This window comes from Arthrobacter sp. AD-310 (genome assembly GCF_054656615.1).
On sequence record NZ_BAAHNO010000030.1, the window covers coordinates 1 to 25,554 of the forward strand.

A 25,554-nucleotide genomic window follows, 5' to 3' on the forward strand; every position below is an offset into this window, starting at 1 on the left:
GCCGGGTCCGGGCGCGCTGTCGCGGCTGTGGCGTGCCCTGCGCGGCCGGAGGCCGTGGTGTCCCGGGCCAGCTCGGCGTCGAGTTCGGCGAGGGTGGCCTGGCCGTGGGCGGCGAGGGCGTGCCAGAAGTGCCAGCGCAGCTGCGCGTCAATGGCCAGCCCGTCCACCCGCGCAGTGCCGTCCAGCAGGCCGCGCAGCCGGGGGAGCAGTGCCGGGTCCTGCCTGCTGAGCGTGCCAAGGGCACGGGCCCAGGCGAGCTGGTGGTCGGATCCCGGAACTGCCAGGTCGAGTTCGCCTGCTACGGCGGCCAGGAAGGATGACCTGAGGGCGTCCCTGGCCTGGACGTGGGTATAGCGTTCGATGGCGGTTACCGCGTTGTCGAGGATGTTCAGCAGGACACCGATTTGGGTTTCTGCCGGACCGAAGGCGGCCACGGCCTCCACATAGAGCGTGGCGGGGCTTTCGCCGTCACGGGCAGCGTTCCACAGCGCCGTCCAGCACAGGGCGCGGGCCATGGGGTCGGTGATCCTGCCCAGGGATGCGCGGACCGTGGCGAGGGATACGGGGTCCAGCCGCACCTTGGCGTATGTGAGGTCGTCGTCATTGGGCAGCAGCAGCGCGGGGCGCCGCTTGCCCGTGAATTCCGGTACGGGGGTTGAGGCGCCGGAAACGTCGGTTTCCACGCTGCCCGTACGGACCAGGGCACCGGTGTCATCGAAGTCGTACAGCCCAACGCGGAGCCGGTGCGGCCGCAGCACCTTCTGTCCCGTAACCGGGTCCGTGGCGTCCTGGACGATGCGCACAGCGCCCAGGACGTCGTCGTCGTTTCCTTCTCCCATGTCCAGCGAAAGTGTGGAAATGCCGGACGTCTGCAGCCACGCCCCGGCCCATCCGGTGAGGTCCCGCCCCGAGGACTCGCTCAGGGCCGCCAGCAGGTCGGACAACGTGGTGTTGGCGTAGGCGTGCTTGCGAAAGTACGCCCGGGAGCCGGCGATGAACGCCTCGAAGCCCGCGTAAGCCACCAGCTGCTTCAGGACCGAAGCGCCCTTGGCGTAGGTGATGCCGTCGAAGTTCTGCTTGGCGGCCTCCAGGTCCGGGATGTCCGCGACGATGGGGTGGGTGGTGGGCAGCTGGTCCTGGACGTAGGCCCAGGCCTTGCGTTTGTTGGCGAAGCTGACCCAGGCCGATTCCCAGTCGGTGGCGCGGTCCACGCCCAGGCTGCCCATGTAGTCCGCGAAGGACTCCTTGAGCCACAGGTCGTCCCACCACTGCATGGTCACCAGGTCGCCGAACCACATGTGTGCCATCTCGTGCATCAGGGTGTTGGCGCGCGCCTGGTACTGGGCGTCGGTGGCGCGGGATGTGAACACGTAGCTTTCCGTGAACGTCACCAGTCCGGGGTTTTCCATGGCGCCCAGGTTGTATTCGGGGACGAAGGCCTGGTCGTACTTTCCCCAGGGGTAGGGGTAGGCGAACAGCCGGTTGAAGAAGTCCAGGCCGGCCTTGGTGAGCCGGAAGAGCTCTTTGGTGTCGAAGGAGTCCGCCATGGACGCGCGGCAGTACAGGGCCAGCGGGACGTCCAGGCGGGTGCCGTCGTCGAGCGTTGCCTGCCAGCGGTCCCCGGCCTTGAAGTAGGGCCCGGCCAGGACGGTGGTGACGTACGTGGACATCGCTTCGGTTGCGGCGAAATCCCAACGGGCGGTGGCGGGGTCGCTGGTCAGCAGGGTCCGGGCCGTTTCCACACCATTGGAGGCCACCTGCCATCCTGCCGGCGCCATCACGTGGAAGGTGAACGACGCCTTGAGGTCCGGCTGCTCGAAGTTGGCGAAGACCCGGCGGGCGTCGGCCGGCTCGTACTGCGTGTACAGGTAGCACTGGCCGTCTGCGGGGTCCACGAACCGGTGCATCCCTTCCCCGGACCGGCTGTACAGGGCGGTGCCGGTGACAGTGACCTGGTTGTCCTGCCGCAGGTTGTCCAGGCGGATCCGGGAACCGTCCACCACGTCCTCGACCGGCAGTCCCTTGCCGTTGAGGAAGACGCTGTGGACGTCGCTGCCGATGAAATCGAGGAATGTCGAGGTGCCGGGCTCAGCGGCCGTGAAGTTGATGACGCTGCGGGTGGTGTAGCCGGCCACCCCGGGATCGGCGGCCTCGCGGACGTCAAGCGAGACGTCGTAGCTTGCGGTGGTGACCAGGGCGGACCGTGCGGCGGCTTCATCACGCCGCAGATTCTGATTCGACACTCCGCTATCTAATCACGGTGCGGACGGGCCGCCTTCAGCCGGCGATCAGCAGGGCCGCGGCCAGTCCCAGGACGGCGATCAGCAGCCACGACGCAAGCGCGGCCAGGAGCGCCCGGCCGCCGGTCAGCAGCAGCGCCCGCATCCGCACCGCCGACCCCAGCCCGAACAGTGCAGCCCCCAGCAGGACGTCCTGCAGCACGGCCCCCGCCTCAAGCACATCCACTGCCAGCCAGCCGGTGGAACGCAGGCCGACCATCGCCACGAATCCGATGACGAAGAGCGGCACGACGGGTGGCAGCGCCGCCTGCCCGGCCGCGTCCTGCTCGGTCCGGGCCGTGAGCCGGTGGTGCGTGCCCGCGAGGGCCGCGACCGGCGCCAGCAGCAGGACGCGCGTGAGCTTGACGACGACGGCGATGCCCAGTGCCGCCGTCCCTGCGGTTTGCGCCGTGGCCACCACTTGTCCGACGTCATGCACGGAGGCACCGATCCAGGCGCCAAACACCGGGACACTCAGCTGCAGGGGGTGCGCCAGCAGGGGCAGCACCCCGATGGCAAGCGTGCCGCACAGCGTCACCAGGGCCACAGGCAGCACGGTGTCCACGTGCCGGATGCGCCGGACGGCGGCGATGGCGCCGATGGCGGAGGCTCCGCAGATCGAGAAGCCCGTTGCCACCAGGAGCGCCGTCACGGGTGCCAGCCGGAAGAGGCGTGCGATCAGGTAGGTGCCGCCGAAACTGGCCGCCACAACCCCGGTGACGAGGACAAGGGCGAACCAGCCGAGCCCCAGTACGTCGACAATGCTGACTTTCAGCCCGAGCAGGACAACACCGCCGCGCATGAGGTGCTTGCCGGCAAAGTCCAGCCCCGGCCTTGCACGCCCTGCTGTCCAGGCGCCGGCGCCCGGGAGATTGGCGGCCAGGACGCCCAGCACCACGGCAAGTGTCATCGCGGGCAGGACGGGAAAGAGCCGGTGGACCAGGAAGGCCGCCACCAGCGCCACGGCGGCAGTAGCGAGGCCGGGAAGCAGCCTGCCCGGGCTTCCCGGCGGGCGCGCGCCGGGCGCTGGGTGGCTTCTGCTGACTGGCACTCACCTACTGTGCCGGATAAGGGCCGCAATCACCGAACTGGAAGGCTCCGCCCAACACGCCACAATGAAAGGCGGTTTATGAGTTCGAAACAAAAAGATGGTTGGCTATTGGGCATGTCAGACCTATTCCAGGAGTACTCCGAGGCCGCGGGCCGGACCGGAGCCTACGACGAGATGTTCGCCCCCGGGCAGCAGGCCAGAGACGCCTACGGGGAAGTGGCGGAGGCCCTCCGCAAGCTGTCGCTGGCGGACGTCAGCGCCCGCGCCGATTCAATGGCCCGCACGTTCCTGGACCGAGGCGTGACCTTCGACTTCGCCGGCGAGGAACGCCCCTTCCCGCTGGACATCGTTCCGCGCGTCATTCCCGCCGCTGAATGGGACGTCCTGGAACGGGGTGTGGCGCAGCGCGTCCGTGCGCTCGAGGCATTCCTCAACGACGTCTACGACAAGATGACCGTGGTCGCGGACGGCGTGATTCCCCGCCAGCTGGTCACCACCAGCGCGCACTTCCACCGGCAGGTCCACGGATTCGAACCCGCGGGCGGCGTCCGGGTGCACATTTCCGGCATCGATGTGGTCCGCGACGCCGCCGGAACGTTCCGCGTCCTCGAGGACAACGTGCGTGTCCCCTCCGGCGTCAGCTACGTCCTGGAGAACCGGCGGGCCATGGCCAAGGGCCTGCCCGAGGCCTTCGGCCAGCAACTGATCCGGCCCGTCGAGGAATACCCGCGCCGGCTGCTCTCAGCCCTGCGCAAAACCGCACCGGCAGGCGTGGACGACCCCACCGTCGTCGTTCTGACCCCTGGTGTCTTCAACAGCGCCTACTTCGAGCACACCCTGCTGGCGGGCCTGATGGGCGTGGAGCTGGTGGAGGGCCGCGACCTGATTTGCCGCGGCAACCGCGTCTACATGCGCACCACCGCCGGGGAGCAGCGCGTGGACGTCATCTACAAGCGCATCGACGACGACTTCCTCGATCCGCTCCAGTTCCGCGCCGATTCGATGCTGGGCTGCCCGGGCCTGGTCAACGCTGCCCGCGCCGGCGGCGTCACCATCGCCAACGCCGTCGGCAACGGCGTCGCGGACGACAAACTGGTCTACAGTTACGTTCCTGACCTGATCCGCTACTACCTTGGCGAGGAGCCCGTCATCGCGAACGTTGACACGTTCCGCCTCGAGGAGAAGGAGGCCCGGGAGTACACCCTGGACAACCTCGCCGAGCTCGTGGTCAAGCCGGTGGACGGCTCCGGCGGCAAGGGCCTGGTCATCGGCCCCGACGCGTCCAACGATGAGCTGGAAGCGCTCCGCCAGCGGATCACCGCCGATCCCCGCGGCTGGATCGCCCAGCCCGTCCTGCAGCTGTCCACGGTGCCCACCCTCAGCGGGGATAAGTTCGGGCCCCGCCACGTCGACCTGCGCCCGTTCGCGGTGAACGACGGCGACAACGTCTGGGTGCTGCCCGGTGGCCTGACGCGGGTGGCGTTGAAGGAAGGATCCCTGATCGTCAATTCCAGCCAGGGCGGCGGGTCCAAGGACACCTGGGTGCTGGCCGGTTCGCCGCAGGTGCCCGTGGAGTCGGTGCCGCGGCAGTCCGTCACAGTCCGCGAACGGGTGTCCGTGTGGCCGGTGGAAAGCAACTGGCGCGACCGGCAGTCGGAGCAGCAGCAGTGAGCGGCGCACCTCAACACGTGTCCGCCGTCGAACATTTGTCTTTTGCCGTTCCGGCCCCGCAGGAGGTAGCCGCACATGCTTAGCCGTATCGCCGAGTCCCTGTTCTGGATCGGACGTTATGTGGAGCGGGCCGATGGCACCGCCCGCATCCTCGACGTCCACCTGGAACGCCTCAACCACCTTCCCATGGAGGAGCGGAAAAGCGTCGCCCAGGAACTCCTGGCCGTGATGGGCGCACGCCCGCAGAACGAGGACTTCGGGCTTCCCGAACTCCTGCACGCCCTGGCCTATGACAAGACCAGCGCCACGTCCATAGCGGGGTCCCTCGGTGCCGCCCGCGAAAACGCCCGCCGCGCCCGCGAAACCGTCTCGTCCGGCCTTTGGGAAAGCCTCAACACCACGTACTACGGGCTGAGCCAGCACCGCAAGGACGTGGTGGGCACGTACCGGTTCTGCAACTGGACTCTGGAGCGGACCGCCATGGTCAGCGGCCTGGCGGACACCACCGTCAGCCACGACGAAAGCTGGCTGTTCCTGGTGCTGGGCCGTTCCCTGGAACGGGCCGACATGACGGCACGGATGCTCTCCACCCGGGACGTCCTCTCTGCCGGCATGTCCTGGGTGAACATGCTCCGCTGCGCCGGCGCCTACGAATCCTTCCTCCGGACCCGCCGGGCGGCCTTCGGCGACCAGCACGCCGCCGAGTTCCTGCTGCTGGACCGGCTGTTCCCGCGGTCCATCGTCTACGCGCTGCGCGACGCGGACGAATGCCTGGCGAAACTGGATCCGTCCGCGCAGCGGGTGGGCTTCATCAACGACGCCCGCCGCATTGTCGGCCAGGCCCGGACATTCCTGGAGTTCCACCGCACGGACGACCTCATGTCCGAGCTGCCCGAGCACATGGAGCGCGTGCAGAAGGCCGTGTCCCAGGCGTCGGACGCCATTTCCCGTAAGTACTTCAATCAGGCGGATGAACTGGCCTGGGTGGGAGAAGTTTCATGACCCGGCTGAGCATCGCGCACAAGACCGCGTACAAGTACAACAAGCGCGTCACCCTGTCCTACAACGAGGCGCGGATGACGCCGCTGACGGACTCCCAGCAGGTGGTCCTGGAATCCGTGGTGAAGGTTTCGCCGCCGCAGGCAGCCGTGAGCACCTACCGCGATTACTGGGGGACCAGGGTCACGGCGTTCGACATGCAGATGCCGCACGACCACCTGGAGGTGGTTTCCAACATCACCGTGGAGGTGCACCGGGCCGGGAAAATTCCGTCGGAGGCGGACATCGTGGGCTGGGACGTCCTGGCGTCACCGGAGACCCTTAACACGTTCAGCGACTGGCTGCCGCAGTCCCGGCTCAGCGGACCGGGTGACGAGGTCCTGGGAATCATCCCGCAGGTGGTTGCCGGGAAGAACCCGCACGAGGCCGCCATGGCGATCTTCGACTGGATGCGCGGGGAGATGACCTACATGTCGGGTTCCACCGGCGTCACCACCAACGCCGAGGAAGCTTGGGGGCAGCGGCAGGGCGTCTGCCAGGACCTGGCCCACCTGGCCATCGGCGCCCTCCGCAGCTGCGGCATTCCCGCCCGTTACGTTTCCGGCTACCTGCACCCGCGGTCCAGCGCAGGCATCGGCGAGACCGTGGCCGGGCAGTCGCACGCCTGGCTGGAATGGTGGGACGGCGAGTGGCGGAGCTGGGACCCTACCAACCACAAGCCTGCCGGGGACTTCCACGTCACAGTGGCCCGCGGCCGCGACTACCGGGATGTGTCCCCGTTAAAGGGCATCCTGTCCGGCGGCGGCGGATCCGCCCTGAGCGTCAGCGTGGAGATCACCCAGCTGGCATGATCAGGGCGGCAGTTCCCGGCGGCACGGCCGGGAGCTGCCTGCCCGCGGATCCTATTCCGGGGATGTCCGCCGGACGTTGCTGATCTGGGTCCACCAGGTCATCGGATCGGTGACCTGGAACCGCCTGCCGGTGATCGAGTCCGGGGTGATGCGGACGAAGGCGTCCTTGCGGCCGGCCTGCCACGGGAAGAGGTACAGGCGGGAGGTGTCCAGGACTTCCTCGGTGCCCCGCACCACTGCGGCGGTGCCTTTGGCCACCACGCTCCAGGCCATGCCGGTGTCCTGGTCCACCCCGTCGGCCTCCAGCGCCACCGGGGCGTCCTTCGACGCGCCGGTCAGCTTGGTTCCTTCGGCGGTGCGGAACACCAGCGTGCCGCCGTCCACGGTGTAGTTGATGGGGAAGATGTCGGGGCGCCCGTCCGCGAGGACCGCGAGCCGGCCCACGGACACGGTCCGCAGCAGTGCCCAGCATTCGTGGTGTTCGAGGCTTTGGACGTTGGGGGTAGGTTCGGCGTTCATGCCGCCGAGCCTACCGCTACCAGGGGCTGGGTTTGTAGTCCTTGAGGAACACGCCGTACTGGTCCTCGCCCTTCTCGCCCATGACGATCGGATCGTAGACGCGGGCTGCGCCGTCCACCAGGTCAAGGGGGGCGTGGAAGCCTTCCTCCATCAAGCGGATCTTGGTGTAGTGCGGGCGTTCGTCCGTGATCCAACCGGTGTCGACAGCGGTCATCAGGATGCCATCGGTCTCAAGCATCTCCTGCGCGCTGGTGCGCGTCATCATGTTCAGCGCGGCTTTCGCCATGTTCGTGTGCGGGTGCCCGGGGCCCTTGTAGGCCCGGGAGAACTGGCCTTCCATCGCTGAGACGTTGACGATGTACTTGCGGCGCGCCGTGGAGCGCCTCATCGCTTCCCTGAGCCGGCTCACCAGCAGGAAGGGCGCCGTCACGTTGCAGAGCTGCACTTCGAGCATTTCCAGCGGGTCCACCTGGTCGACCACCTGGGTCCAGCTGTTGATGGTGGCGAGGTCGGGAACCAGACCGCCGGCGTCGATGGCTGTCCCGGACGCGATCCGCTCCAGCGACGCGGAACCGGTGGACAATGCCAGGGACGTAATCGCATCACCTGCGAGCACAGGATGTTCCGTGACGCTGCCGGCCAGTGCCAGCGGGTGCTTGTCATGGGCGTGCCCGAAGGTCAGCAGCTCGGGCCCGCCGTTGGACCGCTCAAGGGCTGCCGGCAGGGGCTCGTCCTCGGCGTCCACCAGGGGCTTGTAGGCGTTGCCCGACCGGCGGACCGTCTGGGCTGCGTTGTTGATGATGATGTCCAGCGGCCCCGCCTCGTTCAGCGAGTCGGTCAGCGCCATGACCTGCGCCGGATCACGCAGGTCGATGCCCACGATCCGGAGCCGGTGCAGCCACTCGCCGCTGTCCTCCATCGCGGCGAACCGGCGGGCGGCGTCCTTGGGGAAGCGGGTGGTGATGGTGGTGTGCGCGCCGTCGCGCAGCAGCCGCAGGGCGATGTACATGCCGATCTTGGCGCGGCCGCCGGTCAGCAGGGCGCGCCGGCCCGTGAGGTCGGTGCGTGCGTCACGCTTGCTGTGGCTGAAGGCAGCGCATTCAGGGCAGAGCTGGTGGTAGAAGGCGTCCACCTGCGTGTAGTGCTGTTTGCAGATGTAGCACGGGCGGGACCGGATCAGGTGCCCTGCCACTTGTCCGGTGGCGGAGGGGGCGAGCTTGTTGCCCCGGGTCTCGTCGTCGATGCGGTCGGGCGCGGCGGTCGCGGTCAGGGCGATGACGGCCCGGTCGGCTTCGGCGATAAGGTCGCGCTTGGTGACCCTGCGGTGCCGCTTGACGGCCTTGAACATTTTCCCGGTGGCGCGGCGCACCGAGATGTAGTCCGGGTGCTCCTCGTCGTAGGCGTGGATCGTGTTCAGTACCTTGAGGCAGGCCTGGATTTCCTCAGGGGTCAGATCGGGGGAGCTCATTAGGCCAATTTTACAGCCTGCGGTCCGCCCTTAAACGCCTGCCGGTGGTACCTTGTGGGTGCCGCCGGCAGGCGCAGGACGGGTGCAGGTCAGGAGACTCTCGCACCGGGGGCCGGGTTCCCGGCCGCGGCCGCATGCGTCTGTGCCACCTTGTCCACCGATTCCCGGACGTCGGGGTACTGCTCGGCGGCAGCCTTGACGGCGTTGGGCACCAGGTGCAGGTTCTTGGCGGCCAGCTGCCGTTCCTCCTCGCCCGGCTCCGGAACCTCCTGGTACTTGGAGAGCACGGTGATGCCGGATTCTGTGACTTTGAAGCCACGCGCACGGTCCAGGTCGGCGTCGAGGCCGATTGCGGCTCCGGCGGGAACCCTGACGTTCTTGTCGATGATGGCACGGTTGATCACGGCGCCTTCACCGACGTAAACCTTGTCCATCAGGACCGAATCGATAACCCGGCTGCTGGTTCCCACAAAGACGTCGTTGGACAGAACGGAACCTTCCACCACGCCGCCGGAGATCACGACGCCGCTGGAGACGATCGAGTCCAGGGCCGTGCCCACGGTGTTGTTCTGCCCGCGGACGAACTTGGCCGGCGGGGAGATGCTCTGCCGGGTGTAGATGGGCCACTCGGAGTTGTACAGGTTGAACACTGGAAGCGGGGAGATCAGGTCCATGTGGGCGTCGTAGAACGAGTCGATGGTGCCGACGTCGCGCCAGTAGGTGCGGTCCCGCTCCGTGGAGCCGGGGATGTCGTTGAGCGTGAAGTCGTAGACGCCCGCCTCGCCCTTGTTGACGAAGTACGGGATGATGTCGCCGCCCATGTCGTGCTTGGTGTCGAGCCGTTCGGCGTCCACGTGCAGCGCCTCCACCAGTGCGTCGGCGTCGAACACGTAGTTGCCCATGGACGCCAGGAACTGGGAGGGATCCGCGGCCAGGCCCGGTGTGGACGCGGGCTTTTCCACGAACGCGGCGATCTTCTGCGGATCGTTCTGGTCGACTTCGATGACGCCGAACTGGTTCGCCATGTTGAGGGGCTGGCGTACCGCGGCCACTGTGGCCTTGGCGCCGCTGTGCACGTGCTGGGCGACCATTTGGGCGAAGTCCATCCGGTAAACGTGGTCGGCGCCGACCACCACCACAATGTCCGGGTTCGCGTCGTGGATGAGGTTCAGGGACTGGTAGATGGCATTGGCGCTGCCCAGGAACCAGCTCTTGCCCACGCGCTGCTGGGCCGGGACGGAGGCCACGTAGTTGCCCAGCTGGGTGGACATGCGCCACGTCTCGGAGATGTGCCGGTCGAGGCTGTGGGATTTGTACTGGGTAAGCACAACGATCTGCAAATAGCGGGAATTCACCAGGTTGGACAGTGCAAAGTCAATCAGCCGGTAGCTTCCCGCGAAGGGCACCGCCGGTTTCGCGCGGTCTGCCGTCAGTGGCATCAATCGGTTTCCCTCGCCGCCGGCGAGGACAATGGCCAGGACTTTTTTCGTCAACGGCATAATGGTCGCTCCTGTACGCCCTCGTAACTCCCCAAAACAGTCCGGATCGCCCGGACTCCTTCACACTAGAACAGTTAAGCGTGAAGGACTACCTTGGGTCTTGTGCGAATAGACATTGTGACTAAAGAGTTCCCGCCGGAGATCTATGGGGGCGCCGGGGTGCACGTAGCCGAATTGAGCAGGGTGCTTAGTAAGCACGTTGACCTGCAGGTTCGTGCTTTCGGGGCTCCGCGCGACGCCGACTACCACGGCGCCACGGTGACGTCCTACTCTGTGCCGGAAGATCTCGGTACCGCCAACGCGGCTGTGCAGACGCTCGGTGTGGACCTGAGGATCGTCCCCGACGTTGAGGGCGCGGACCTGGTCCACTCGCACACCTGGTACGCCAACATGGCCGGCCACCTGGCCTCGCTGCTGCACGGAATCCCGCACGTGCTCAGCGCCCACAGCCTCGAACCGCTCCGCCCGTGGAAGGCCGAGCAGCTCGGCGGCGGCTACGCGCTGTCATCGTGGGTTGAGAAGACCGCCTATGAGGCGGCGGCTGCCATCATTGCTGTCTCGGAAGGTATGCGGCAGGACATCCTCCGCAGCTACCCCAACGTGGATCCCGCAAAGGTCCGGGTGGTCCACAACGGCATCGACGTCGAGCTGTGGAAGCGTGACGAAAATGACGACGCCGTCCGCGCCCTGGGCATAGATCCCGCCAAGCCAAGCGTTGTGTTTGTGGGCAGGAACACGCGGCAGAAGGGGGTTCCCTACCTCCTGCGCGCCGCATCCCAGCTTCCCGACGACGTGCAGGTGGTCCTGTGCCTCGGCGCGGCGGACACCCCCGAACTGGCCGCCGAGACCGCGCGGCTGATCGAGGACCTGCAAAGCAGGCGGACCGGCGTCGTGCTGATTGAACGCATGCTGCCCCGCCACGAGCTGATCCAGGTGCTCAGCCACGCCACCGCTTTCGCCTGCCCGTCCATCTACGAGCCACTGGGCATTGTGAACCTTGAAGCCATGGCCTGCGGCGCTGCCGTGGTGGCGAGCGCCACCGGCGGGATCCCCGAGGTTGTTGAGCACGGACAGACCGGCCTGCTCGTTGACCTCGAACAGGTCACCGACGGCACCGGCACGCCGCTGGATCCGGAGAAGTTTGTCAGCGAGTTCGCCGCCGCACTGACCGAGGTGGTGTCCGATCCGGAACGGGCCCGCGCCATGGGCACGGCCGGCCGCGAGCGCGCTGAGAAGCACTTCTCCTGGGAGTCCATCACCGAAACCACGCTTGAGGTGTACCGTTCGGTGCTGCCCGCAGGCAGCCGGCAGTCCTAGAAGCAGTACGACGACGGCGCCGCGCCCCGGGGAGGGGAGCGGCGCCGTCGTGCGTTAATCGGCGGGCGGACGCCGGCTCAGGCGCCCCGGCCTGCGGATGTCCTGGCCAGCAGCACCTTCTCGTCGATTGCTGCCTGGCCGCTGGCGCGCTGGCTCCGGAAGTGCGCCCTGGCCTCGTCCTGGCGGGTCTTTTCCGCGCCGGTGGCGATGGCCGCCCTGATGTGTTCGTTGCCGTAGCCGAAGGCGTCCACGAGGTCCAGTGCATGGGGGCGGATCTTGACCAGCAGCCGGTTGATGTATTCACCGACGGTGCGCCCGCGCTGCATGGAAAGGCGTCCGTTCATGAGGTACCAGGACAGGTTCTTTTCGATCAGCGAGAGTCCGAAGAGGTCGCGGAGCCATGTCAGCACGATCTTGGTGCCGGGGTCCGCGACGTCCCGCAGCGCCTCCGTAAAGGCCTCCCACTGCAGCAGCTCGGCGTGCGCCTGGGCCGCATCGATAAGCTCGTTCTGGTGCTGGTTGAACAGGGCGGCGCCCTTGTCCTGCGGCAGCCTGTTGCTGCCCTTGAGCGCTGCGCCTGCCTCGGCCACCATCGTTTGCACGCGGTCGGTCAGCAGCGCGCGCTGGCCCTCCTCGTGCCGGAGCGCAATGGCAGCCTTCTGCACCGACCCGCTGTCCGCCATGAACTGGGCCACCTGGCGCAGGCCGGTGCGGTGGATGGCCGCTCCGGTTGCCTGCCCCACCACGTAACGGGCCAGCACGCCGAAGTCGACGTTCCTGAATTCCTTGGCATAGTCCGCCAGCAGGCGCTTGGCGACCAGTTGCAGCAGGACGGTGTTGTCACCTTCGAAGGTGGCGTACACGTCAAGGTCCGCGCGGAGTGAGGCGAACCGGTTTTCGATCAGGAACCCCGCGCCGCCGCAGGCCTCGCGGCATTCCTGCAGGGTGTCCAGCGCGTGCCAGGTGCTCAGCGGTTTGAGGGCCGCGGCCAGTGTCTCGAGGTCCTGGCGGTCGGCGTCCGTATCGGCGGCTCCGGAGAACACATCGTCGAACTTCTGCAGGAGCTGTTCGTGGGCGAACCCGGACGCATAGGTGGCCGCCAGCCGGGTGAAGAGGCGGCGCTGGTGGCGCTGGTAGTCGAGGAGGACCTCCTCGTCGGTATGGGAGGAGGCGTTGAACTGGCGCCGTTCCGTGGCGTAGCGGATAGCCGCGGTCAGCGCCACCTTGGAGGCGGCCACCGCTGCCCCGTCAAGGGAAACGCGCCCCTGGACCAGGGTGCCGAGCATGGTGAAGAACCGGCGGCCCGGGCTTGCGATGGGAGACGAGTAGGTGCCGTCGGGGGCCACGTCGCCGTAGCGGTTCAGCAGGTTGGTCCGGGGGATACGGACGTTGCTGAAGTGCAGCCGGCCGTTATCGATGCCGTTCAGGCCGCCTTTGATGCCGTCGTCCTCCCCGCCGATTCCCGGCAGGAACTCCCTGGTACGCGGGTCGCGGAGGTCCACGTAGAAGGCGTGGACACCGTGGTTCACGCCGCGGGTGATCAGCTGGGCGAACACTACAGCGCCGAGTCCGTCGATGGCTGCGTTGCCGATGTAGTCCTTCCACGCTGCCCGGAACGGCGTGTGTATGACGAATTCTTCGCTGTCCGGCTCGTACGTTGCCGTGGTGGCGATACTGGCCACGTCGGAGCCGTGCCCGGTCTCAGTCATGGCAAAGCACCCGGGGATTTCCAGGGCCATGATTCCGGGCAGCCACTTTGCGTGGTGTTCTTCCGTGCCCAGGTGCAGGACTGCCGAGCCGAAGAGTCCCCATTGGACGCCGGCCTTGATCTGCAGCGACGGGTCGGCCACCACAAGTTCCTCGAAGCCGGCGATGTTGCCGCCATGGTCGTCGGATCCGCCTAGAGCTGCGGGAAAAGCGCGGTGGACGGCGCCGTTGGCCACCAGGTACTTCAGCTGACCGGACACCCGTGCCCGGTGCTCGGTGTGGCCCTGCCCTTCGATCTTGTGGAGTTCAGGACGGGCGGCCAGCGCCCGCGCCTCCCGCCGGACGGCAGCCCACCTTCCGAGGAGCTGCTGTCCCAGCTGTTCGACGTCGACACGGACGGTGCTTCCTGTTCCGGCGGGGCGGTCCACTACTTCAGTCATATCAATGTCCTTCGTTGGCAGATAGCTTGGTGGGTTGGGAGGAAAGTGAAAGTTCGGGTGCGATGCCCACGCACAGCCAGGCGGTGATCTGGCCGGCCATGGCCTCCTGGCCGGGCTTGGCGGGGGAGTCCGGCGTGCTCAGCCACTGTTCCCCCGCGTTCCGCACCAGCCCGATGGCTGCTTTGGGCCAGTAACCGATCACGGCTTCCTTGCCATCGCCCAGGTGCGCGCGCATCGGAGTGGCGATCATTTCCGCCACGGCGTCGAAGAAGTGGCCCAAGGCGCCGGACACGGGTCCGGAGGCAGAGGCGTCGGCGCCGTCGGCAGCTGCCGACCGGGTGACGAAGGTGTAGACGTTGGGGCTCGTTTCGGCCATCTGCAGGTAGGCGGACACCATGGCCAGCAGCCCCTCGCGGGGCGTCTGCGCGCCCTGCACGGCTTCCTGGATCCGGCGCTGCATCTGGTTCAGGACCACCTCGCCAACCGCCTGCTGCAGGCCCGCCTTGTCACGGAAATAGCGGTAGAACACGGATTTCGACGTATTGGCGGCGGCGGCGATGTCCTCCATGGACGCATCGCTTCCCAGCTGGTGGACGGCCCGGCGGGCCTGCTTGATCAGTTCGCGGCGGCGCTCTTCCCGGTGGCTCTGCCAGCGTGAGGACCTGCCGTCAGGACTCGCGGCTGCGGCGGGTTCGTCAAGGGCATCGTCGGAAATATTCACGATACCCAGCGTATCAGGTACGCTGGGTATCGGTAACCGCTTGCGACCAGAGGAGACACCATGTCCATTGACGGACAGTCCATTCCCGGCACCGGAACACCGGGCGCCGCTTCCGTCCCCGCCACCCGGAGGGCCGTCGTGGTGGGAGGCAACAGGATTCCGTTTGCCCGCGCGGGCGGCTCCTACGCCAAGTCCTCCAACCAGGACATGCTGACAGCGGCCCTCGACGGCCTGGTGGCGCGTTTTGGGCTGCAGGATGAGCGGCTGGGCGAGGTCGCCGCCGGCGCAGTCCTTAAACACTCGCGCGACTTCAACCTCACCCGGGAGGCCGTACTGGGATCGGCGCTGTCACCGGAGACTCCCGCGTACGACCTCCAGCAGGCATGTGCCACGGGGCTGGAGACCGTGGTGGGCCTGGCAAACAAGATCAAGCTTGGCCAGATCGACTGCGGGATCGCCGCCGGCGTCGACTCAGCTTCCGACGCCCCCGTGGTGGTCAGCGAAGGCCTCCGTGAAGTGATCCTGGACCTCAACCGGGCCAAGACCCTGCCGCAGCGGCTGCAGATCCTCAGCCGCCTGCGGCCCAAGGACCTGGCACCCCTGGCACCGGGTACCGCCGAACCGCGGACCGGCCTGTCCATGGGTGAGCACCAGGCACTCACCACCGCGCAGTGGAAGATTTCCCGGGAAGCCCAGGACGAGGTTGCCCTGAACAGCCACCGGAACCTCGCCGCGGCCTATGACTCCGGGTTCTTCGACGACCTCATCACCCCGTACCGGGGGCTGGCCCGCGACGGGAACCTCCGGGCGGACACCTCGATGGAGAAGCTGGCATCCCTCAAGCCCGTATTCGGCAGGGGCCTGGGTGCCGATGCAACCATGACCGCCGGCAATTCGACCCCCCTGACCGATGGTGCCTCCACCGTCCTGCTCGCCTCGGATGACTGGGCCGACGCCCGGGACCTGCCCAAGCTCGCCGCCGTGGTGGACGCCGAAGCGGCAGCGGTCGACTTCGTCCACGGCAAGGACGGCCTGTTGATGGCACCGGTCTTCGCGGTGCCCCGGCTTCTGGCCCGGCACAACCTCACCCTTGCAGACTTCGATTTCTTCGAGATCCATGAAGCCTTCGCTGCTACCGTCCTGAGCACCCTGGCCGCCTGGGAAGACGAGGAATTCGGCCGTACCCGCCTGGGCCTGGACGGAGCCTTCGGCAAGATTGACCGGGCGCGCCTGAACGTCAACGGATCCTCGCTGGCCGCCGGCCACCCGTTCGCAGCCACCGGCGGAAGGATTGTAGCGTCGCTGGCAAAGCTGCTGCATGAAAAGGGCAGCAGCGACGGCCGTCCCGCCCGCGGACTCGTTTCTGTCTGCGCCGCCGGCGGCCAGGGCGTCGTCGCCATCCTGGAATCGCTGTAAGGGGGACCGATGACCGACAAGTACGCCCAACTCGTCAACCAGGGCCTCGGCCGGAACGTGGCGAAAAAGCTGGGACTGCCCCAGCCGGCGGTCCTGCGCCGATACCAGCCGGGACAGCCCCTGGCCACAGGCCCCGTTGTGGTCCAGGGCCAATCCGCCGGAGCCGACAAGCTCGCCGCCGAGCTGCTCTCCTGGGACCTCGATGTCCGCCGCCACGCCGTCCCCCGGGAGAAGCTCGGGGCCATCATCCTGGTGCTCGACGAGGTGGCCCGGCCCGAGGACCTGGAAAAGCCCGTCCTTGCCGCAGCTGCCTCCCTTCGTGACCTGGGGCCGGGTGCACGGGTCATCGTCCTGTCCCGCCCGGCGTCGGAAGCGGACAGCCCCGCCGAGGCTGCTGCCCGGCAGGGCGTGGACGGGTTCGTCCGTTCCCTCGCCAAGGAGCTGCGGGCAGGGGCTACCGGCAACGGCATCCTCCTCGCCGACGGGGTGCAGACCACCAGCCCGTCGGCGCTCGCTGCGGTCCGCTTCTTTCTGTCCGGCCGGTCAGCATTCGTCGACGGCCAGTTCCTGGCCGTTACAGGAACGGGCGGCGTCCTTCCCGACGACTTCGGGAAACCGCTGGCGGGCAGGGTCGCCGTGGTGACCGGGGCTGCACGGGGCATCGGCGCCGCCATCGCCAGGACGCTGCACCGGGACGGCGCGACGCTGGTGCTGGTGGACATCCCGGCTGCCGGGGACGCCCTGGCCGCCGTGGCCAACGACACCAGGGCAACTGCCCTGCAGCTGGACATCTCCCGGGAGGATGCGGGGCAGCGTATCCTCGACCACGCGGTCCAGCGACACGGCCGGCTGGACATCATGGTCCACAACGCCGGCATTACCAGGGACAAGCTCCTGGCGAATATGGATGCCGCGCGGTGGGGCTCGGTGATTGACATCAACATCGCCGCCCAGCTTCGCATCAACGACGCCCTCCTGGCTTCACCGCATTTCCGCAACTCCCCGCGGATTGTCTCCGTTGCCTCCACAAGCGGCATAGCCGGGAACCGGGGCCAGACCAACTATGCCGCCTCCAAGGGAGGGGTCATGGGCATGGTGCGTGCCACCGCTCCGCTGCTCGCCGTGCACGGGGGAACCATCAATGCGGTGGCGCCAGGGTTTATCGAGACGGAGATGACGGCACGGATTCCGCTGGTCGTGCGCGAGATGGGCCGCCGCCTGAACTCATTGCAGCAGGGCGGGCAGCCCGTGGATGTCGCTGAAACCATCGCTTTCCTCGCCAGCGACGCGGCTGGCGGCATCAACGGCGAGGTCCTGAGGGTCTGCGGACAGTATGTGATGGGCGCATGATGTCCCCGCAGCCCGTGATCCTGGGGGAGATGCCGTCCCTGTCCAAGCTCTACGTCAACGCGGCCGCCCAGGCCGCCCGGCGCAGGCTGCTCGGCACGCACGAGCCCGCCGTCCTGCCGGAGGAGAGCCACGAAGTGCGCGGCGTGACGGTGGACGTGGGTAACCTCACCGCCTACCAGCACCTGCTGGGGGAGTCGGCCAGCGACGTCCTCCCGGCGGGTTTCATCCACGCACTGGCGTTTCCGCTTGCCATGAGCGTGATGAACAGGGACGACTTCCCCCTGCCGCTGCTTGGCATGATCCACCTGCGCAACACGGTGGAGCAACACTCGCCCGTATTGTTCACGGACGCCCTGGACGTCGCCGCCTGGGTGGAAAACCTCCGCGGGCACCGTTCCGGGACGCAGGTGGACGTTGTGGCCGAGGTGCGGCTGTCAGGGAAGGAAGACATTTCCTGGCGTGGTGTCTCGACGTACCTGGCCAAGGGTGTGTTCCTGCCCGGGATCGACAAACCGTCCCCGCCTCCGGCGCGGCCCGACTTCAAGGCACCCGATCCGACGGCGGTGTGGCAGCTGGGCGTTGACGCAGGCAGGGCCTACGCGGCGGTGTCGGGAGATTTCAACCCGATCCACCTCAGCGTCCTGTCGGCCAAAGCCCTGGGGATGCGGCGTTCCATTGCCCACGGCATGTACCTCGCGTCCCGTGCGCTCGCCGACGTCGGCTCAGTACGCGGTGACTCATTCATCTGGGATGTGCTGTTTGATGCGCCGGTGTTCCTGCCCTGCCGCGTGGCCCTGGAAATCGGCAGTGAGCAAGGCCGGTCGGGCGCCTGGGAACGTTCCGGTTTTGTGGCGTGGAATCCCAGGTCCGGGCGCCGCTATTTCAGCGGCGCGGTAACCGCCCTTTAGGTGGCGGGGCGGACGGCACGCAGGATGCGGTGCAGGCTGAGCAGGATGGATTCCGACGCCGGAACCGTGCCCTGTTCGACCGGCCGCCCGGCGGTGGCGGCCATACAGGCTTCCACCGCCGCGCGGGCCGCATCGAACCGTTCCTGCTGGGTTGCCCCGTCCTCATCGCTGTAGGCATGGAGCAGCCGGCCGGTGGCGGTCATGGCATCGGCCAGCGGGCCGCTGTCCTGGACCGGCACGGCGTAAGGGACGTCGCTGACCCAGATGACGTCGGACAAAACATCTGTCATGTCCTGAATGTGGAAGGTCACCCGTTCCAGCTCGCGCAGGTTCCGGTAGTCCTGGTCCAGATCGCGGGGATGCAGTTTGCGCCGCGGATTCGCCCGCCGGCTTGCGTCGGCCTCCTTGACCAGGTGCCGCACGGACCGCGCCGCCGCAGCAAGTTCATCGGAGCGGCGGGACCAGTCCTCATGTTCAGGCGGCCACTTCTCTGTGAGGGCGGCGCCCATATCCACCAACTGTGTGCCGAGGGCACGCCGGAGATCGTCCAGGCTCGCCGCCGCCGCGGTGAAGTGCAACGGCGGGAACAGCAGGAAGTTGACGCCGATGCCCACCACCACGCCAACGCCCATCTGCACCAGGTAGCCGAACGAAAAGTCGTCCGGCTGGCTGTTGCCGACGAGCAGAACCAGCAGTGCCGCCGTCGGAATCCAATCGCTGCCCTTGCCAATGCCCGGCAGGCCGCCCAGCAGAACCCCGATGCCCATGAAGACTGCCACCGTGAGCGGCGAAGGATCGGCAACCGTCACGAGCACGATCGCAATGCCGATACCCACGGCCAGGCCAGCGAGCGCCTCCAGTCCCTGCCGGACGGACCCGGCGACGTTGTGGTACATCGCCACCAGCGCGCCAAGCGGGGCATAGTACGGATAATTGGCTGCGGCACCGGGCATCAGTGGCGCTATGAGGAATGCCAGGCCTGCGGCCACCGCAGCTTTGGCTGCGAGTTGCAGGCGCTGGGCTGCAAACGCCGCTGCGAGCCCGGCGATGGCCTTCTTGAGGAACTGGGTTCCCCGGGCCCATCGGACATGCGTTCGCGCTTGCGGCTTGCTCATCCGCCCAACCTTAGGGCGCTTCTCCGCCTAATCCCAAAAGGTGCAGGTCAGGCCGCCGGCGGGTTCCGGAGGGGCTACGTCAGGGCGGCTGCGGAACGCCGTACCTCGGCCGCGAGGCGGTGCGCCCTGCCGGGTGTTCGCCCCTCTTCCGCCCGGCGGGGGACATAGCCGAAGGACATGGAGTATGCGGGATCGGCGAAACCGAGGGCGGCGTTTGCACCCTCATGGCCGAAGGCACGGTGGCTGCCGAAATTCCTGGAGGGGTGGGGCTTCATGAAGACCACGGCGAAGGCATTGTCCAGCCCGGAGGAACGGTCCAGCCCCCACACCTGTTCCTGCGCCATTAGCTCAACCGTTGCGGGCGTCAGGAACGGGCTTTCGCCGCTGACGCCGGTGGTGGCGGCAGCGTACAGCCTGGCCAGCCCGTCCGCTGAGCCCACGCCCCCGGCTGCCGACATCCCGGCAGCACGGACCTCGGCAATGTTCGGCAGGTCCATGATGGTGCTGACCGGGGCATTGCTGTTCAGGCCCTCCAAACTGAGCGGATCGACCCAGGGCTGGTCCGGGTCAGTCTGGAAAAGGACATCCCGGTAGCGGGCTTCCTGGTCATCAGGCAGGCCGAGGAAGAAGTCAATGCCTTCCGGTTTACGGATGCGCCGGTCGTAGAGGCTCTGCAGCGACTCACCTGCAGTGCGGCGGCACAGTTCCTCCATGATGATTCCGATCGTCAGGGCGTGATACCCGAACTGCGTGCCCGGCCGCCAGGCGGGGCGGACGCCGGCAAGGCGGGCTGCGGCGGCCGGTGTGGTGAATTCGTCCAGCCCGAACCCGCCTTCCACGCCCAGAAGGCCGGCCTGGTGGGAGAGGGCCTCCCTTACCAGCAGCCGCCCCTTCCCATGCGTGGCAAATTCGGGCCAGTAGTGGGCGACGGTGCTGTCGAGGTCAAGCACGCCGTCCTGCACCAGCAGTGCGACCACCATGGCCGCTACACCCTTTGAACAGGAGTATGCGCCCGTCAGCGTGTCCGGGTTCATCCCCGGGCCGCCCGTAAGGGCAACAACCCGTTCCCCGCGGTGGTAGGCGGCAAGCTGGGCGCTGTAGTCCGGATCCTGAGCCAGGAAGCCGGCAAAAAGATCCAGCACATTTTCGAATCCGGGGGCCACCTGCCCATGTATCGTCTGCATCCGGCCATCCTACCTAGAAAGCGCTTTCCGCGCTGCGGCTTAGCCGAGCGGATTGTGTCCCGGCGCCACTTCCTCACCCTGCTTCACGGGCCCGGGCGGTGTTCCTTCCCCGAAGGGGCGTCCGCCCAGCGATTCCCGCCCGTGCCCGGTGAGCCATCCGCGCAGGTCCGGCCCCGCGGGAACGATGCCAGTGGGGTTGATGTCCTCGTGGACGATGTAATAGTGCTGCTTGATCTGGACGAAGTCCGTTGTGTCGCCAAATCCCGGAGTCTGGAAGAGGTCCCTGGCGTAGGCCCAGAGGACAGGCATCTCACTGAGCTTCTGCCGGTTGCATTTGAAGTGGCCGTGATAGACGGCGTCGAACCGGGCCAAGGTCGTGAAAAGCCTGACGTCCGCCTCCGTGATGGTGTCTCCCACCAGGTATCGCTGGCGGGAGAGCCGGTCTTCCAGCCAGTCCAGCGCCGCCCACAGCCGGTCGTAGGCGGCGTCGTAGGCCTCCTGCGAACCGGCGAAACCACACCGGTACACACCGTTGTTCACCTCGGTGAACACCCTCTTATTGACCTGGTCGATCTCTTCGCGCAGGTCCTCGGGATACAGACGGGGCGCGCCGGGCCGGTGGAAGTCAACCCATTCGGTCGAGAAGTCGAGGGTGATCTGCGGAAAGTTGTTTGTCACTACCGCGCCGCTGGGTACGTCAACCATGGCCGGCACGGTGATGCCGCGCGGGTAGCCGGGAAAACGCGTGAAGTAGGCCTCCTGAAGGCGTTCGATTCCCAGGACCGGATCCACACCCCCGGGATCGAGGTCGAATGTCCAGGAGCGGGCATCATGAGTGGGACCGGGCTGCCCCAGGGAAATGGCATCCTCCAGGCCGAGCAGCCGGCGGACGATGACTGCCCTGTTGGCCCACGGACATGCCCGTGCCGCGATGAGCCGGTACCGTCCCGCCTCAGCCGGCCAGCCAGGCTCGCCGTTGTCGCCGGACCTGCCGTCGCGGGTGATCCGGTCCTCAATGTAGTTGGTGTCGCGGTTGAATTCGGCACCGTCCGTGACGTACGCGCCGCGGGTGCTGTGCCGGGCCGTGGTATCGCCGGCAGCTTCCTGAAGGTTTTCGGTTTCCTGGCTCATGGGCCTAGCCTATGCCGCGCGGGTCAGGATGCTGGCGATCGGTTGCCAGGCGGCCAGCCAGGAGCCGGTCACGAGGACCGCAAACAGCATGATCCAGACGACGGAAGGCACCGCCGTCGCGCGGTAAAGAAGGTATGCGTCGGACGAGGCCAGCCGGTCCCTGCGCCGGAGGTGGACGTTGGCGAGTTTGAAGAGGTCGCGCACGGCACCCACCAGCATTGCCAGGCCAAGTACGACGGCGGTGTGCCCCGCAAACGCGTCCGGGACCACAAGAATGAGGGCCGTGGTGCCGGCGATGGCACCGGTGGTGATGGCGAATCCCGCCAGATTCCGGATGAACAGCAGTGACGCCGCGAGGACCATGACGCCGCCGGAAAACAGGGCAGGTCCCCACCCGCTGAAACCGCAGATTACCAGGGCTGCCCCGACGACGCCCGGCACGGGGTAACCCCAGAAACAGGACCAGGCCGTGGCCGCCCGGCTGCGGCTGTAGGTTGTGGTGGTTCCGGAGTGGTCCAGGCGCAGGCGTATGCCGGACAGCCGCTGACCGCTGGTGAGGGCGGCGAAGGCATGGCCGAGTTCGTGGACTACCGTGGCCAGAAGGCCGAAGTAGCGCCACGAGCGTCGGGGGATGGAAAGGGCAGTTGCCGCCAGCACGGCAACCAGAAGCTCCGTGACCGCGATGGCCGGCAGTTCCGTGCGGCGGAAGGAGTCAGTAAGGAGGTGCCAAAAATCACCGGTTGCGTTGTTCATCCAGGGCTCCGGGAAGGCGCACGATCTGTCAGGGCCATAGCTGCCAACAGTACCGGTGGCAGCTGGGTGCCGGCTTGACGCTGCTGCCTGGCGAAGAGGTTGTTAAAAGGGAAAGGCACGCCGGAGTACAGCGTGCCTTCGGATCGGGTGATGCGCGGACTGCTCCGCGGCACCACGCCAGCCGTGGTTCCTAGCCCTCGCACTCGGTGCAGTAGCTGTGCCCGTCCTTCTGGCGGGCAATCTGCGACCGGTGACGGACCAGGAAGCAGGAGTAGCAGGTGAACTCGTCGTCAGCCTGCGGGATGACCTGTACCACGAGCTCCTCGGCGACGAATTCGCCGCCGGGGACGCCGGCGCCGTCGAGCCCGTCAGCCTCATCCAGCTCAAGGACGACGCTGCGGGCGTCGGGAGCGTTGGCTGACTGGAGCTGCTCGAGTGAGTTGTCCTGCGATTCCTTGACGTCGGAGCGCAGTTCGTCGTAATCGGTTGCCACTTTGGGTGCTTCTCTTTTCTTTGGTTCGCCTGTCGCGTATGAAACGTACAGCATTCGGCGGGTATTCCCCAATAGGCGGAGTATATTTGCCGCCGCCTGGGTACTGGTTCAGGGTAGGCGGCCGGCGGGCACAGTCAGCCATGCGGGCCGCACGAGCAGCGGAGGGCGCGGCTGTCGGCGCGGCCTCCGCCCGAACCGAAGGGGCGTATGTGGAGCAGCTCACTGCAGAATTTGGTGGTGCCGGGCAGGTAAGTATCGGGGTAGGGCCCGTACTGGAGAAGTTCGACAACGTGTCCCGCATCGTTGTGCTCCGGGGCGGAGGCCTGGGTGACCTGATTTTCGCCGTCCCTGCCATGGCTGCACTGAAAGCCGCGTATCCCGGCTCCACGCTGACCCTCCTGGGCACTCCCATCCATAAGACCCTGCTGGATGCTGTGGAAAGCCCGGTGGACGAGGTTTGCGTCCTGCCGTTTTCCGAGGGTGTGCGGCCAGGGGATGAGGATCCGGCCGGGTTGGAGGCGTTCTTCCGGGATATGCGCTCGCGCAGGTTCGATCTTGCGGTGCAGGTCCATGGCGGCGGCCGGTATTCCAACCCGTTCCTGTCGCGCCTGGGTGCACGGCATACTGTCGGGACCCGCACGGCGGACGCCGCAAGCCTGGAGCGGACCATCCCGTACCTCTATTACCAGCACGAACCCCTCCGTGCCGTCGAAGTGGCCGGCCTGGCCGGCGCGCCGCCGGTTGACCTGGAAGCGCGGCTTCGCCCTGCAGAACACGTGCGGGCGGCTGCCGCTGTGGAGGACGACGGCGGCCAGCCACTTGTGGTGATCCATCCCGGCGCAACCGACCCCCGCCGTCGTTGGCCTGTTGAGAGGTTCGCGGAGCTGGCGGACGCCTGCGCGGCCGACGGCTGCAGTGTGGTGGTGGTCGGAGACAAGAGCGAGCAGGACCTGGCGGAACGCATTGCGGAGCTCGCGGCCTCGGCGGCAGTCACGTCCGCGGCGGGGGTACTGGACTTGCCTGGTCTGGTATCGCTGATGTCGCGTGCCGCCGTTGTAGTAGGCAACGACAGCGGCCCGCGCCACCTTGCCCAGGCCCTCGGCGTGCCTACTGTGGGGATTTTCTGGATCGGCAACGTCATCAATGCCGGGGCCCTCGGCCGGACCCTGCACCGGATCCACGCATCCTGGGTGACGGTTTGCCCCACGTGCGGGGTGGATGTCACGCAGGTCGGCTGGACGGCGCCCCGCTGCCCGCACGACGAGTCAATGGTCGCGGGGGTTGCGGTACGCGAGGTGTACGAGGACGTCCGGAGCCTGTTGTCGACGGCCGCGTTGAGGGAGGGTGAGTGAGGGACGGCGCAAGCGTGGAGAACCGTGCTGTGATGGACGGGAAGCCCGAACTGTTGGTCCTCCGCGCGCTCAAGCTGGGGGACCTGCTGGTTGCTGTTCCGGCATTGAAGGCGCTGCGCCGCGCGTTCCCGGAGCACCGGCTGCGGTATGCCGCCCAGGGCTGGCTGTCGGACGCGCTGGGCCTCGTGGGCGGCTACGAACTGCTGCCCACCCACGGCCTGGACGAGCCCATTGCCATGGAAGCAGGCGTCGTGGACGTGGCGGTGAACCTGCACGGCAGCGGGCCGGAGAGCGCCGGGCGGATCGAAGCCTTGCAGGCGCGGCGCACCATCGGGCACAAAAGCGACTACCGCGAGGGGCCGCCGTGGCGGCCGGAACTGCACGAACGGGAACGGTGGGTCCGGCTCCTGGAGTGGCACGGGATCGACGCCGACCCGCTGGACCTGCATCTGGACCGGCCGCATGTTCCCAGCCCGGTGCCGGGTGCCACGGTCCTGCATGTTGGAGCGGCGTATGGCAGCCGGCTCTGGCCGGCGGACCGGTTCGCGGCGGTGGCGGCGGCTTTGGACCAGGCCGGGCATCACGTGGTCTTTACCGGCGGCGCGTCAGAGAAGGACCGGGCAGCGGAGGTGTGCCGCTTGGCGGGCCTTGCGGATGAAGCCGTGCTCGCCTCGCGGCTGGGCCTGGGGGAATTCGCTGCAACGATCGCCGCAGCGAGGCTTGTTGTGTCGGCCGATACGGGGGCGGCGCATCTGGCGTCTGCGTATGGAACGCCGTCGGTGGTGCTTTTTGGCCCGGCGCCGCCTGAAATTTGGGGCCCGCCTCCGGGTCCGCACGTCGTCTTGACGAAGGCCGAACTCCGTCTGGGCGAGACATTTGCCGACCGGCCGGACCCGGCCCTGCTGGCGGTCAGTGTGCAGGACGTCCTGGCAGCGGTGCGGGAGTTGGGTATTTAACCGGCTCTTCCGGGAATCTTCGAGTGTTTAGGGACTCTGCAGGGCGGACCGGGAAGCCTAAAATAGGCACATGGGCACTGAGTTGGAAATTGCCTTGGTTTTTTTGGCCGCGTTCCTCTGGGTGGTGGTGACGCTTAGTATTTTGTCAGCCATTGACCGCTCCGAACGGAAAGCCCGCCGGCAGGAGAAGCGGGCAAACCGCGCCGGAAACCGCCGCGTGGAGTATCGTCCCGTCGCCGCCGGTACACGGCCGGAGAATGCCGGCAGACGCCACCGTCCCGGCAGGCTGCGACCGCACTGATCCTGACCCACGCGTCGCTTCCCCCGGCCTCGGGGACGCTGGAACGGTGCGGGGACGCTGTAGCGCTACGGCG

At 67.3% G+C, this 25,554-nt stretch carries 21 protein-coding genes; 9 read left to right on the forward strand and 12 right to left on the reverse strand.

Going from position 1 to position 25,554, the window contains the following annotated elements; genetic code table 11:
- Both pepN and ACYQ1Z_RS16725 read right to left on the reverse strand, forming a co-directional pair.
- Positions 1 to 2,243, reverse strand: a 2,243-nt coding sequence (gene pepN, locus ACYQ1Z_RS16720) for an aminopeptidase N (RefSeq protein ID WP_459793673.1), incomplete at its 3' end; no start/stop codon positions are given.
- A gap of 34 nt (positions 2,244 to 2,277) precedes the next feature.
- Complete coding sequence (locus tag ACYQ1Z_RS16725) at positions 2,278 to 3,330, reverse strand: YeiH family protein (RefSeq protein WP_459793674.1); 1,053 nt, start codon at positions 3,328 to 3,330, stop codon at positions 2,278 to 2,280.
- A 114-nt stretch (positions 3,331 to 3,444) separates the two neighbouring features.
- Between ACYQ1Z_RS16725 and ACYQ1Z_RS16730 the strand changes: the two genes are divergently transcribed.
- The 3 genes from ACYQ1Z_RS16730 (at position 3,445) to ACYQ1Z_RS16740 (ending at position 6,851) form a co-directional block, all read left to right on the forward strand.
- Positions 3,445 to 5,001 (forward strand): circularly permuted type 2 ATP-grasp protein, encoded by a 1,557-nt coding sequence (locus tag ACYQ1Z_RS16730; protein WP_459793675.1) that lies wholly within the window; start codon positions 3,445 to 3,447, stop codon positions 4,999 to 5,001.
- A gap of 75 nt (positions 5,002 to 5,076) precedes the next feature.
- Positions 5,077 to 6,003, forward strand: a complete 927-nt coding sequence (locus ACYQ1Z_RS16735) for an alpha-E domain-containing protein (protein ID WP_009358288.1) — start codon at positions 5,077 to 5,079, stop codon at positions 6,001 to 6,003.
- A complete protein-coding gene (locus ACYQ1Z_RS16740) occupies positions 6,000 to 6,851 on the forward strand; it encodes a transglutaminase family protein (RefSeq protein ID WP_459793676.1) in 852 nt (283 codons plus the stop codon). The genes ACYQ1Z_RS16735 and ACYQ1Z_RS16740 overlap by 4 nt, the downstream gene beginning before the upstream one ends.
- Before the next feature lie 51 nt (positions 6,852 to 6,902).
- Here the strand turns inward: ACYQ1Z_RS16740 and ACYQ1Z_RS16745 are convergent, their stop codons facing one another.
- From ACYQ1Z_RS16745 to glgC, 3 genes are all read right to left on the reverse strand, one after another.
- A complete protein-coding gene (locus ACYQ1Z_RS16745) occupies positions 6,903 to 7,370 on the reverse strand; it encodes a pyridoxamine 5'-phosphate oxidase family protein (protein ID WP_459793677.1) in 468 nt (155 codons plus the stop codon).
- Between the two features lie 16 nt (positions 7,371 to 7,386).
- A complete protein-coding gene (locus tag ACYQ1Z_RS16750; protein WP_459793678.1) occupies positions 7,387 to 8,838 on the reverse strand; it encodes an SDR family NAD(P)-dependent oxidoreductase in 1,452 nt (483 codons plus the stop codon).
- An 89-nt stretch (positions 8,839 to 8,927) separates the two neighbouring features.
- Positions 8,928 to 10,337 (reverse strand): glucose-1-phosphate adenylyltransferase, encoded by a 1,410-nt coding sequence (gene glgC, locus ACYQ1Z_RS16755; RefSeq protein WP_459793679.1) that lies wholly within the window; start codon positions 10,335 to 10,337, stop codon positions 8,928 to 8,930.
- Between the two features lie 102 nt (positions 10,338 to 10,439).
- Between glgC and glgA the strand changes: the two genes are divergently transcribed.
- On the forward strand, positions 10,440 to 11,654 hold the full coding sequence (gene glgA, locus ACYQ1Z_RS16760; RefSeq protein ID WP_459793680.1) for a glycogen synthase: 1,215 nt from the start codon (positions 10,440 to 10,442) through the stop codon (positions 11,652 to 11,654).
- 77 nt (positions 11,655 to 11,731) lie between these two features.
- On the opposite strand, the gene ACYQ1Z_RS16765 is transcribed toward glgA, so the two are convergent.
- Positions 11,732 to 13,801 carry an acyl-CoA dehydrogenase family protein gene (locus tag ACYQ1Z_RS16765; protein ID WP_459793681.1) on the reverse strand — a complete coding sequence of 690 codons (2,070 nt, stop codon included), beginning with the start codon at positions 13,799 to 13,801 and terminating at the stop codon, positions 11,732 to 11,734.
- Between the two features lies 1 nt (position 13,802).
- Positions 13,803 to 14,522 carry a TetR/AcrR family transcriptional regulator gene (locus ACYQ1Z_RS16770; protein ID WP_459793682.1) on the reverse strand — a complete coding sequence of 240 codons (720 nt, stop codon included), beginning with the start codon at positions 14,520 to 14,522 and terminating at the stop codon, positions 13,803 to 13,805.
- Positions 14,523 to 14,582: 60 nt separating this feature from the next.
- On the opposite strand from ACYQ1Z_RS16770, the gene ACYQ1Z_RS16775 reads away from it, so the two are divergent.
- From ACYQ1Z_RS16775 to ACYQ1Z_RS16785, 3 genes are read left to right on the forward strand one after another with little or no spacing between them, the layout of a single operon-like run.
- Positions 14,583 to 15,938 carry an acetyl-CoA C-acetyltransferase gene (locus tag ACYQ1Z_RS16775; protein WP_459793683.1) on the forward strand — a complete coding sequence of 452 codons (1,356 nt, stop codon included), beginning with the start codon at positions 14,583 to 14,585 and terminating at the stop codon, positions 15,936 to 15,938.
- A gap of 9 nt (positions 15,939 to 15,947) precedes the next feature.
- A complete protein-coding gene (locus tag ACYQ1Z_RS16780; protein ID WP_459793684.1) occupies positions 15,948 to 17,288 on the forward strand; it encodes a 3-oxoacyl-ACP reductase in 1,341 nt (446 codons plus the stop codon).
- A complete protein-coding gene (locus tag ACYQ1Z_RS16785) occupies positions 17,285 to 18,196 on the forward strand; it encodes a MaoC family dehydratase (protein ID WP_459793685.1) in 912 nt (303 codons plus the stop codon). The genes ACYQ1Z_RS16780 and ACYQ1Z_RS16785 overlap by 4 nt, the downstream gene beginning before the upstream one ends.
- Here the strand turns inward: ACYQ1Z_RS16785 and ACYQ1Z_RS16790 are convergent.
- The 5 genes from ACYQ1Z_RS16790 to ACYQ1Z_RS16810 all read right to left on the reverse strand — a co-directional run bounded on the left by ACYQ1Z_RS16790 (position 18,193) and on the right by ACYQ1Z_RS16810 (position 22,872).
- Positions 18,193 to 19,245, reverse strand: coding sequence for an FUSC family protein (locus ACYQ1Z_RS16790; protein ID WP_459793713.1), 1,053 nt, complete (start codon positions 19,243 to 19,245; stop codon positions 18,193 to 18,195). The genes ACYQ1Z_RS16785 and ACYQ1Z_RS16790 overlap by 4 nt on opposite strands.
- A 140-nt stretch (positions 19,246 to 19,385) precedes the next feature.
- Positions 19,386 to 20,495, reverse strand: a complete 1,110-nt coding sequence (locus tag ACYQ1Z_RS16795) for a serine hydrolase domain-containing protein (RefSeq protein ID WP_459793686.1) — start codon at positions 20,493 to 20,495, stop codon at positions 19,386 to 19,388.
- Positions 20,496 to 20,534: 39 nt separating this feature from the next.
- Positions 20,535 to 21,626 (reverse strand): glutathione S-transferase family protein, encoded by a 1,092-nt coding sequence (locus tag ACYQ1Z_RS16800; RefSeq protein ID WP_459793687.1) that lies wholly within the window; start codon positions 21,624 to 21,626, stop codon positions 20,535 to 20,537.
- 9 nt (positions 21,627 to 21,635) lie between these two features.
- Complete coding sequence (locus tag ACYQ1Z_RS16805) at positions 21,636 to 22,379, reverse strand: M50 family metallopeptidase (protein WP_459793688.1); 744 nt, start codon at positions 22,377 to 22,379, stop codon at positions 21,636 to 21,638.
- A 190-nt stretch (positions 22,380 to 22,569) separates the two neighbouring features.
- Positions 22,570 to 22,872, reverse strand: a complete 303-nt coding sequence (locus tag ACYQ1Z_RS16810) for a DUF4193 domain-containing protein (protein ID WP_009358564.1) — start codon at positions 22,870 to 22,872, stop codon at positions 22,570 to 22,572.
- A gap of 209 nt (positions 22,873 to 23,081) precedes the next feature.
- Between ACYQ1Z_RS16810 and ACYQ1Z_RS16815 the strand changes: the two genes are divergently transcribed.
- Positions 23,082 to 24,224: a glycosyltransferase family 9 protein gene (locus tag ACYQ1Z_RS16815; RefSeq protein ID WP_459793689.1), complete on the forward strand. Its 1,143-nt coding sequence runs from the start codon at positions 23,082 to 23,084 to the stop codon at positions 24,222 to 24,224.
- 32 nt (positions 24,225 to 24,256) lie between these two features.
- Positions 24,257 to 25,180, forward strand: a complete 924-nt coding sequence (locus tag ACYQ1Z_RS16820) for a glycosyltransferase family 9 protein (RefSeq protein ID WP_459793714.1) — start codon at positions 24,257 to 24,259, stop codon at positions 25,178 to 25,180.
- Positions 25,181 to 25,554: the final 374 nt, after the last annotated feature.